Genomic DNA, 9,891 nt, shown 5'->3' with positions numbered 1-9,891 from the left:
GATTCCCCGGTGGCTCAATCGGCAGAGCGGGTGACTGTTAATCACTAGGTTGGCGGTTCAAGTCCGTCCCGGGGAGCCAGAGAGTACAGCCCTCACCATCATGGTGAGGGCTTTTTTTGTGTGACAGGCGTGCACTGTGAGCCCACGCGCCGCAGACCAACACGCCCTGCCCCACCCCTCTCCCACCTGCACACCAAAAGCAGAACTCCCCATGCGAATCAGGCCTCAAGCCCCTCGCTGACCCCCCGCAGCGGTGTATGGCAGTGGTTTTGGCGCCTTGGCCCCCGGCCCCAGCACTCGCCGCCCGCTCAAAAATCCGGGTGGAAAACAAAAAAAGTGCTTTTTCCGCTTGACGGGCAGAGCAAATCTCCTTAAATCCCATTCTCGACGGCGGGCAACGCCGTCCAGCATTCCCCGGTGGCTCAATCGGCAGAGCGGGTGACTGTTAATCACTAGGTTGGCGGTTCAAGTCCGTCCCGGGGAGCCAGAGAATTCAGCCCTCACCATAATGGTGAGGGCTTTTTTCATGCCTTCTCGCTTTTGCCCCGCCGCCTCGCCATCACCGCGCCATCCGTGGTACAGTGGACGTTCACTGGAACCTGCGGAGGTACCGCGCAATGTATCCACGAACCCTCGGCATCTACTCCAAGGCCGCCGCCGGCAAAACCGGCGTGGGCACGACCCTGTCTGACAAGGCGTCCAGTACCTACTGGTACGCCCGCCGCCTGAGCGACGACACCTACGAAGTACAGCCCCTCAATGAAAATAACGTCCCCTCGGGCATGCGGCATGAAGTCTCCAAGGGCGACTTTATGCGCGACTTCACGCCGGAGCCGGGCTTCTATGAGCAGCGCACCCTGCCCCAGCTGAAATCGCTGCAAAAAAAGCTGGAACTTGGCGCGCAGTATCTGGACAAGCGCCTCTTCGGCCCCGCCGAACGCGAATTCCTCAAGGCAACGATGATTGATGAGGAAAACGTGGAGGCCAACCTTGGCCTTGGCACCGTGTACAGCGAAAGCGGCGATGCCCAAAAGCTCAAGCAGGTGCTGGACATCCTGCTCAGCAAGGACGAGACCTTTAACGAAGAGCAGCGCCACATGTTCAACACCTTTGGCATCAGCCTGCGCAAGCAGGGCCTGCACGAAGAGGCCATCGCCTACTATGCCAAGGCCCTCGATTATAACGACGGCGACGAGAACCTGCACTTCAACATCGCCCGCGCCTACTACGCCCGCGGCGAGCCAGAGGACGCCGAACTCACCGGAAAGCACCTGCGCCGCGCCCTCAGCCTGCGGCCAGACTTTGCCGAAGCCCAAAAGTTCCTCAAACTCTTCAAAAACTCGCCCTAAAAACACGCGGGCCTTCTCCTGCCGGAGAAGGCCCGCTTTCGTCTACTGCTTCAAGGGGAACGGCTAGTCGTCGCTACGCTGTCCTTCTTCCTTCAGCTGCGCCACAAGGGTATTCAAGGTCTCGGCCTGCTCGGCAAGCTCGCGCAGGGCCTCAACGGTTTCACCCACGCGCTGGGCCGTCTCGCCAGTGATGACGTTGACCTCTTCGATGGACTGGTTGATTTCCTCACTCGCCGCGGACTGCTCTTCCGCCGCGGCGGCGATGCCCTGAATCTGCTCGGCGGAGGATTCCGTCTCCTGCACGATTTCGGTCAGCACCGTGCCGGACTGGTTGGAGTACTCCACGGCCTTTTCAAGGTCGGTCAGCGCCCGTTCCATGGAGCTGACGTTCTCCTCGGCCACCCGCTGGATGGAGTCGATGGAGTCGCCCACTTCCTTGGTGGCGCCCATGGTCTTTTCAGCCAGCTTGCGCACCTCGTCAGCAACAACGGCGAAGCCGCGGCCTGCCTCGCCAGCGCGCGCCGCCTCAATGGCCGCATTGAGCGCCAGCAGGTTCGTCTGGTCCGCAATGTCCGTGATCACGCTCATGATGTTGCCAATGGCCTGTGCCTGTTCATCCAGCTGGGCCATATTTTCCTTGAGCTGTTCGGCCTGCTTGTAGGTGGTGTTCATGGCCTCCACGGAATGGTTGACCACCTTTGCGCCGTGCTGGGCCTTTTCGCGCGCCTCTGCGCCGCGCTCCGCGGCGGAACCGGCGTTCTGCGCCACTTCCAGCACGGTGGCGTTCATTTCTTCCATGGCTGTGGCCGTGGTTTGGATGCGCTCCTTCTGCACATCCGAGCCCTGACGGATATCCTCGGACTGTGCGGAGATTTCCTCGGACGCGGCGGAGATGCGCGTCACCACCTGCTCCAGACTCATGGCCGCCTGCAACAGCCCCTCGGCCTTGGCCCGGGTGGCCTCTTTGCGGGCCTCTTCGGCCTCGCCCATGGCGACCTCTGCGGCGTGGGCCTTGTCTTCGGCTTCCTGCGTCTTGCGGGTAATTTCCTCAATATTCTGGCGCAGGGTTGCGGCCATGGAATTGAGGGCCTCACTCAGTTGGGCCGCCTCGTCGCGGCCGCGCTCGTCCAGATGCACGTCGTACTCGCCATTGGCGATGCCAGCCGCGGCGTCGGTCGCGGCCTTGATGGGCAGGACGATTGTCCGGATGATAAGGAACAGCGCAGGAAGAATACCCACACCGAGGCCGATGACAATGATGATGACGATAAAGCGCGTGTTCTTGGACACCACGTCATCAATGTTTGCAGAAATGCGCTCTTTTTCGCGCTGAATGTTGTCGATGTACACACCGGTACCTATCCAGTAGGGGGTACCGGGGACAGGTGTGGCGTAACTGATTTTCGGCTGTTCGCCAGCGCCGGGTTTATCAAAGACGTACTGCACGTAGCCGCCGCCCTTGTCTGCCTCCTTAGCCATTTCCTTCAGGTAATACTTGCCGGTGGGGTCGCGCGAGTCGCCGCGCTCCGTGCCCTCAAAGTCAGGACGGGTGGGATGCACAACGTTTGTCGTGCCTTGGTACACGAAAAAGTAACCTGATTCATCATCTTCGAAGCGGATGTTTTTGAGCGCCTTGCGCATGAATGCGGCGGCTTCCTCAGGAGACTTGCCCTGGAGCGTATCGCCAAAGGACCGGGCCAAAGAATTTGCGGCCACGGATATTTTGGTCTTCTGCCCCCGGAACATGATGTTTTGGACTGCCTGCGTGCTAATTTGCTCCACCTTCGAGGAATTATACATAAAGGCCAGTATAATTCCGACAATGAACAGCACCATCACACACATGACGATGGTTATTCGTACCCCTATAGACACTTTGCGCAGCATGCCGCTTCCCCCTGTAAGTGGTTTGTTCCCTAGTATTACATATACCGCGTCGACCCTTCTGCCACAACGTTTTTCCTGTTTCTCACCACCCCCCAAGTCACAGATGGCATACGTCTTTGTTGCGCCACACATTATTGATAGCGCAGTATAGAACAGACGCAGACCCTTCCCTGCGGCATATCACCACCCGTCAAGCCCCTCCCCGCGTGCCATACGGCGAATCCCGCCACCGGAGCGCGCCAGTTGCCACACACGCGCGTCACACAGCGTAAGGTGCCGTTTGGCGAGGAGTTCTCACAGCTTATGACAACCACTACACATCTTTTGTTACAATCAGGTTGCAACCGTCACATTCCGTTGCAATTGAACAACTTTCACCCCTTTTGGTGAATTCCTTGCCCCGGAATATGCATATGCTGTATGTTGAAAACGATAGCCAAAACGCACTCTGTGGAGGATGCATGTCCAAGCCCGCGCCCACATCCAATGAGGTGATGACGACCTACTTCACGCGTCAGCCCATCTTTTCCAGCGATTATTCGGTGTGGGGCTACGAGTTGCTCTTTAGCACCTCGCAGGGGCATGAACTTGACGCATTGGTGGACATGGGCCCCTCCGACCCGGACACACGCTCCACCATCACCAGCCTGTGCGAAGCCGGAAAAATGATCTGCGTGGACTTCCGCCAAAACGCCCTGTCCGCCCTGCCCCCGGACAAAACCATCATCATCGTTCCCGACCAAAAACACAGCAACGACATGGAAATGGTCTTCACCCTGCTGCGGCGCCGCGGCTACAAAGTGGCGGTGGAGATTGACTTCTACACCTCCATGCAGGACAGCTCCGCGCCGCTGGCGGACTATGTGCTGGTCAACTCCGAACTGCTCTCGCTGGAGCAAGTAGAGGAAATAGCCGGGGAAAGCGACACCATCGGCGCGAACGTCATCGCCCGCCACATTCAGGACCGCTTTCAGCTTGCCGAAACGCGCGAAGCCGGGTGCTCGCTTTTTCAAGGGCCCTTCTTCGCCATCCCCGAAAATCTCGACCGCCGCGAGATGACCTCGCACGAAGCCTCGCGCTTCCGCCTGCTGCAAATCATTGAGCACCCCTCCGGCGACTTTGACGAATTGGCCCACACCATCCAAAACGACGCCGCCCTCAGCTACCGTCTGCTCACCTACCTCAATTCCGCAGCATTCAGCTTTCCCGACAAAATCAACACCATCAAGCAGGCCGTGGTGCTCCTAGGCTGGAAACAGCTGCGCCGCTGGCTGCGCATTATCGTCTTTACGGACCTCAACCCCGACGTACGCACCGAGGAATTGCTCATCACGGCCCTCAAGCGCGCCAAGTTCTTTGAAACCCTCGCGCGTGAACGGCCGACGGGCACGGATCCTGACAGCCTGTTCCTGCTCGGCCTGTTCTCCATGCTGGAATCCATCCTCGAAATGCCCATGCAGGACATCATCGGGCGGCTTCCCCTTGAGCAGGACCTCAAGGACGCCCTGCTGGGCCGCGACACGCCAAATACCATTTGGCTCACCCTTGCCTCGGCCTATGAGCTTGCCTCGTGGGACACCATTGACGCCACCCTGTCCGAACTGGGCATCGCCCCCGATGCGGCGGCAACAGCGTACACCGCTGCGCTGGAGTGGGCCGACGCCTTCACCCGCAACGCCGCCGGATAATCCCCTCATATCGCGCACCTTTTGCGCGGCCTTCCCCTGTTCGCCTTGCTCCTCCCAAACAAACCGCATGCAACATGTGGTTATTTTTCATGAAATGTTTTACAGATGCACTGCATCCAGGAGTCTTTAGTCCATAAGGAGCGTGCAGCACATGAACGTTGCTATTCCAAGGGAAACCTATCCGGGCGAGGCGCGTGTGGCCGTCCCTCCGGCGGGGCTTGCCCCGCTTATGAAGGCCGGCCTCGGCGTGCTTGTGGAAGCGGGAGCCGGTGACGCCGCCGGATTCTCCGACACAGAATACGAAGCCAAAGGCGCGCGCATCGTCGCGGACAAGGCCGCCCTCATGGCCGAGGCCGACGTTATCCTTTGCGTTCGCACCCCCGGTGCCAACCCAGAACGCGGGGCCGAGGACATTCCCCTGCTGCGGCAGGGGCAGTGCATTATCGGCTTGAGCGAACCGTTCACCTCTGCCGATGAAACCAGCCGCATTGCCGAAACCGGGGCCACGCTCCTGTCCATGGAGCTTATCCCGCGCATCACCCGCGCCCAGAGCATGGACGCCCTGTCGTCCATGGCCACGCTGTCCGGCTACAAGGCCGTGCTCATGGCGGCGGATACGCTCCCTAAAATGTTCCCCATGATGATGACGGCGGCTGGCACCATTGCCCCGGCGCGCGTCTTTGTGGTGGGCGTTGGTGTGGCCGGGCTGATGGCCATAGCGCAGGCCAAGCGCCTTGGCGCGGTGGTAGAGGCCTACGACGTCCGCCCCGCCGTAAAGGAGCAGGTGCAAAGCCTTGGGGCCAAATTCGTTGAAATGGAGCTGGACGCCGACGACGCCGAGGATTCCGGCGGCTACGCCAAGGCCCTTGGCGACGATTTTTACCGCAAACAGCGCGAGCTTATGGCGCGCGTTGTGGCGGCCAACGACGTGGTCATCACCACCGCGGCCATCCCCGGCAAAACCGCGCCCATGCTCGTCACGCGCGAGATGGTGGAGTCCATGCAGGCCGGGTCCGTGATTATTGACCTTGCCGCGCAAACCGGCGGCAACTGCGAGCTGACGCAGGCCGACACCACAGTGCGCCACCACGGGGTCACCATTCTTGGGCCGACCAACCTTCCGGCCACGCTGGCCCGCGACGCCAGCCAAATGTACGGCAAAAACATCACCACCCTGCTGCTTGCCATGACCAAGGACGGGCAGGTGCAGGTGGACCTTGATGACGAGGTCATCGCCGGAACCACTGTGACGCACGGCGGGCGCATCATCCACCCAACCGTGCTGGAGCGCCTGTTCCCCGATGAAGACGCCAGCGCCATCAGCAAAACCGCAGCCAGCTAAGGAGGCCGCATATGGATACCTTCGTTATCGGGCTTAGCATCTTTGTGCTGGCGGTCTTCGTCGGCTTTGAAGTTATCACCAAGGTTCCGCCAACGCTGCACACGCCGCTGATGTCCGGCACCAATGCCATCTCCGGCATTACCATTGTGGGCGCGCTGCTTGCCTCCGGCAGTCAGCATTCCACTCTGGCGACGGCGCTTGGTTTTGCGGCGCTGGTCTTTGCTACGGTCAATGTGGTGGGCGGGTTCCTCGTCACGCACAGAATGCTCGCAATGTTCCAGAAGAAGAGGTAACCGCATGACGCTCTCCATCATCAACCTCATCTACCTGCTGGCCTCGGTTCTGTTCATCCTTGGCATCAAGGGCCTCACCCACCCACGCACCGCCGTGCGCGGCAATATCATGTCCGCGCTGGCCATGCTGCTGGCGGTGGTGGTCACGCTCTTTGATGCGCAAATCCTCAGCTTTGAGTACATCCTTGCGGGTATTGTGGTGGGCGCGGCCATTGGCGTGCTGCTGGCCGTCCGCATCGAAATGACCGCCATGCCGCAGCTGGTGGCCGTGTTCAACGGCCTTGGCGGCGGCGCGTCGGTGCTGGTGGCCGGTGCGGCGCTGGTACAGGCGACGGGCGCCGGCGCATCGCCCAGCCTGCAAATGTCCATCGCCACGGCCCTGTCGGGCATTATTGGCGGCGTCACCTTCTGGGGCAGCCTTGTGGCCTTTTCCAAGCTCCAGCGCCTGCTGCTGGAAAACGCCTGCTCCTTCCCGGGCCAGCGCGTGGTCAATGTGCTCCTGCTTGCCACCGCCATCGGCCTTGGCGCGGTGGTGGCTGTTTCGCCGGAGAACCACATGGCCTACTGGGCCATGGTGGGCGCGGCCTCAATCCTTGGCGTATTGCTCACCGTCGCCATCGGCGGCGCGGACATGCCCGTGGTCATCGCGCTCCTGAACTCGTACTCCGGCCTTGCGGCATCGGCCACGGGCTTTGTGCTGCAAAACAATATGCTCATTATCTCCGGCTCCCTTGTCGGCGCATCGGGCATTATCCTGACCAAAATCATGTGCAAGGCCATGAACCGCTCGCTGGCCAACGTGCTGTTTGGCGGCGCGCTTGGCCCGGTGGAACAGCAAGGCGATACGCAGGACGACATCTACGCGGGCAACGTCAAGGCCACCTCCGGCGACGAAATCGCCATGATTCTGGACAGCGCCCAGCGCGTTGCCATCGTCCCCGGCTACGGCATGGCCGTGGCGCAGGCCCAGCACGCCGTGCGCGACCTGATGAACCTGCTCGAAGCGCGCGGCACGGATGTGGAGTTTGCCATCCACCCCGTGGCCGGACGCATGCCCGGCCACATGAACGTGCTGCTGGCCGAGGCCGAAGTCCCTTACGACAAACTCCGCGAGATGGACGCCATCAACCCGGAGATGAGCCAAATTGACGTCGCCATCGTCCTTGGCGCCAACGACGTGGTGAACCCGCTGGCCAAAACCGACCCGGGCAGCCCCATCGCGGGCATGCCCATCATCAACGTGGACGAATGCCGCACCGTGGTTGTCATCAAGCGCAGCCTGTCTCCGGGCTTTGCCAAGATTCCCAACCCCCTCTTTGCGGCGGATAACGCGCTGATGTATTTTGAGGACGGCAAAAAGGCCGCGCAAAACATCTGCGAGGCCCTTAAGGAAGCCTAAGCCCCGCCCGCCAGAGAACGCAAAAAAAGCGCCCCGGTCCGCAAGGACCGGGGCGCTTTGTCGTCTGTATCAGTGGGCGCTGGCGTCTAGTCGCCGAGGATGGCGACGGCGGCAGCGCCAAGGCCGGAGTAACAGCCCAGCACAGGAGAGGCCTCCATGGAGAACAGCGGCTCAACGCCGAAGGTGCTCCACAGCATCTCGCCATAGCATTTGGCGGTTTCCGGCGCGGCAACGTGGGCCACGGCAAAACGCAGGTTATGCTTGCCGTTGGCGACCTTTTGCACTTCCTGCATCAGCTTGCGGCGGGCGTGGCGTTCGCCAAGGCCCTTGCCGATGACTTCGGCCTTGCCTGTCTCCGGGGAGAAAGTCAGCACGGGCTTGATGTTCAGGGTCTTGGCAACCGCGCCCTGACTCTTGGACACACGACCGCCGCGCACGGCAAAATCGAGGGTATCCAGCGTAACGAAGATGCGCACGCGCTTGGCGGCGTCGCGCGCAACGTCGGCCACCTGTTCGGCGGACAGGCCCCGCTTGGCGGCAAGGGCGGCCTCACGCACCACAAGGCCAAGGCCTACGGTGAGGTTGTTGCCGTCCACCACCTGAATGCGCTCGCTGTCCAGATTGGACGCGATGGCGCGCGAGCCCTGATAGGTGCCGCTGCTGCCTGCGGTCACATGCACGGCCACCACGTTCTGGTACTGGTCGAGCATGGAATCATAAATACTGCGGAACTCCGCAGGCGCAGGCTGGGAGGTTTTGGCGGAGGTGGAAACCTTGAGGCGGTCGTTGAACTCCTCGGGGCTGATGTCCACCTTGTCCAGGTATTCCTGCCCGTCCAGCTTCAGCGTCAGCGGCGCGATGCCAATGCCGTATTTGTTCAGGAACTCCTGCGGCAGGTCACAGCAGGAATCGGTGACGATACCCACTTCCATCTTGGCCTTGGCCACGAGGTCGCGGTGCTGCTGGAGCATGTCGTCCACTTTTTCGCGGGAAATCTCGCCGTAAGTTGCGGCAATCTTGAACACGGCGTCCGGCTCGTTGGTGTGCACGTGCACGCGCACCGTCTCCGAGGTGCCAGCCACAATAAGGCTGTCGCCAAGGGATGCCAGCTCGCCGCGCAGGGCATTGCGGTCGATGTCCGTCCCGCTGATGAGGCACTCCGTGCAGTAGCGGAAGGTCAGGTCCTCCACGGCCACACGTTCCTGCACCTGCCCGCTGCTGGAGCCGCCCTTGGACAGAATCTGCCGCTCGATGCTGGTGTCCAGCCGCCCGCGCTCCACAAACTCCACAATGCCGTCCAGCAGGTACACAAACCCCTGCGCTCCGGCGTCCACAACGCCCGCTGCCTTCAGGGAGGCAAGGCGCTCAGTGGTCCCGGTCAGGGACTTGCGGGCGTTCGTCAGGGAGTCGTTCAGCAGTTCGGGAAAATCGCCATACTTTTCGCAATTGTCCCGCAGGTGGTTGGCCCAGTCCGTGATGACGGTCAAAATTGTGCCGTCCTTGGGCGAGGACATGGACTCCTTGGCGCGCTCTGCGGCCTTGACCGCGGCGTCGGCAAACTCGCGCGGGGTGATGCGGCACAGGTCCTTGACGCCTTCGGAGAAGCCGCAAAAGAACTGCGCAAGGATGACGCCGGAATTGCCACGCGCGCCCAGCAGGGCGGACTCGGCAATAATCTTGCTCATCTTGTCGATGGATTGGTCGAGAGAGTGGGACACCCCGTCGATGATGGACCGCATGGTCCCGGCCATATTGGAGCCGGTATCCCCGTCGGGCACGGGGAAGACATTGATCTCGTCGAGGTGACGATGCTTGTCGATAAGATTCTTGGCGGCGGCGCAAAGTATCCGCTTAAAGCGGATGCCGTCTATGTACTGTATTCTCTGTGGCGTATGAGCCATGAGTTCTCCTCTGTGCACTGCAATTTCACACC

The 9,891-nt window shown here is 61.0% G+C and carries 7 protein-coding genes and 2 tRNA genes; 7 read left to right on the top strand and 2 right to left on the bottom strand.

Annotated elements, in window-relative coordinates; translation table 11 throughout:
• Positions 1-3: 3 nt before the first annotated feature.
• The 3 genes from ACYQ2T_RS13680 to ACYQ2T_RS13670 all read left to right on the top strand — a co-directional run bounded on the left by ACYQ2T_RS13680 (position 4) and on the right by ACYQ2T_RS13670 (position 1,349).
• Positions 4-79: transfer RNA gene (locus tag ACYQ2T_RS13680), tRNA-Asn, on the top strand.
• Between the two features lie 332 nt (positions 80-411).
• Positions 412-487: transfer RNA gene (locus ACYQ2T_RS13675), tRNA-Asn, on the top strand.
• A gap of 130 nt (positions 488-617) precedes the next feature.
• Positions 618-1,349, top strand: coding sequence for a tetratricopeptide repeat protein (locus ACYQ2T_RS13670; protein WP_459901312.1), 732 nt, complete (start codon positions 618-620; stop codon positions 1,347-1,349).
• 63 nt (positions 1,350-1,412) lie between these two features.
• Here the strand turns inward: ACYQ2T_RS13670 and ACYQ2T_RS13665 are convergent, their stop codons facing one another.
• Positions 1,413-3,236, bottom strand: a complete 1,824-nt coding sequence (locus ACYQ2T_RS13665) for a methyl-accepting chemotaxis protein (RefSeq protein ID WP_459901310.1) — start codon at positions 3,234-3,236, stop codon at positions 1,413-1,415.
• A 461-nt stretch (positions 3,237-3,697) separates the two neighbouring features.
• Between ACYQ2T_RS13665 and ACYQ2T_RS13660 the strand changes: the two genes are divergently transcribed.
• From ACYQ2T_RS13660 to ACYQ2T_RS13645, 4 genes are all read left to right on the top strand, one after another.
• A complete protein-coding gene (locus ACYQ2T_RS13660) occupies positions 3,698-4,924 on the top strand; it encodes an EAL and HDOD domain-containing protein (RefSeq protein WP_459901308.1) in 1,227 nt (408 codons plus the stop codon).
• Between the two features lie 151 nt (positions 4,925-5,075).
• On the top strand, positions 5,076-6,266 hold the full coding sequence (locus ACYQ2T_RS13655) for a Re/Si-specific NAD(P)(+) transhydrogenase subunit alpha (RefSeq protein WP_459901306.1): 1,191 nt from the start codon (positions 5,076-5,078) through the stop codon (positions 6,264-6,266).
• Between the two features lie 11 nt (positions 6,267-6,277).
• Entirely contained in the window at positions 6,278-6,559 is a 282-nt protein-coding gene (locus ACYQ2T_RS13650; RefSeq protein ID WP_404843249.1) for an NAD(P) transhydrogenase subunit alpha part 2, read from the top strand.
• Positions 6,560-6,563: 4 nt separating this feature from the next.
• Positions 6,564-7,958, top strand: a complete 1,395-nt coding sequence (locus ACYQ2T_RS13645; RefSeq protein ID WP_459901305.1) for an NAD(P)(+) transhydrogenase (Re/Si-specific) subunit beta — start codon at positions 6,564-6,566, stop codon at positions 7,956-7,958.
• A gap of 86 nt (positions 7,959-8,044) precedes the next feature.
• Here ACYQ2T_RS13645 and ACYQ2T_RS13640 read toward each other — a convergent pair whose 3' ends face one another.
• A complete protein-coding gene (locus ACYQ2T_RS13640; protein WP_459901303.1) occupies positions 8,045-9,859 on the bottom strand; it encodes a DegV family protein in 1,815 nt (604 codons plus the stop codon).
• Positions 9,860-9,891: the final 32 nt, after the last annotated feature.

Source organism: Desulfobaculum senezii, assembly GCF_054657395.1.
Note: the sequence above shows the minus strand (reverse complement) of the source record. Positions and strands in the feature narration are given on the sequence as shown.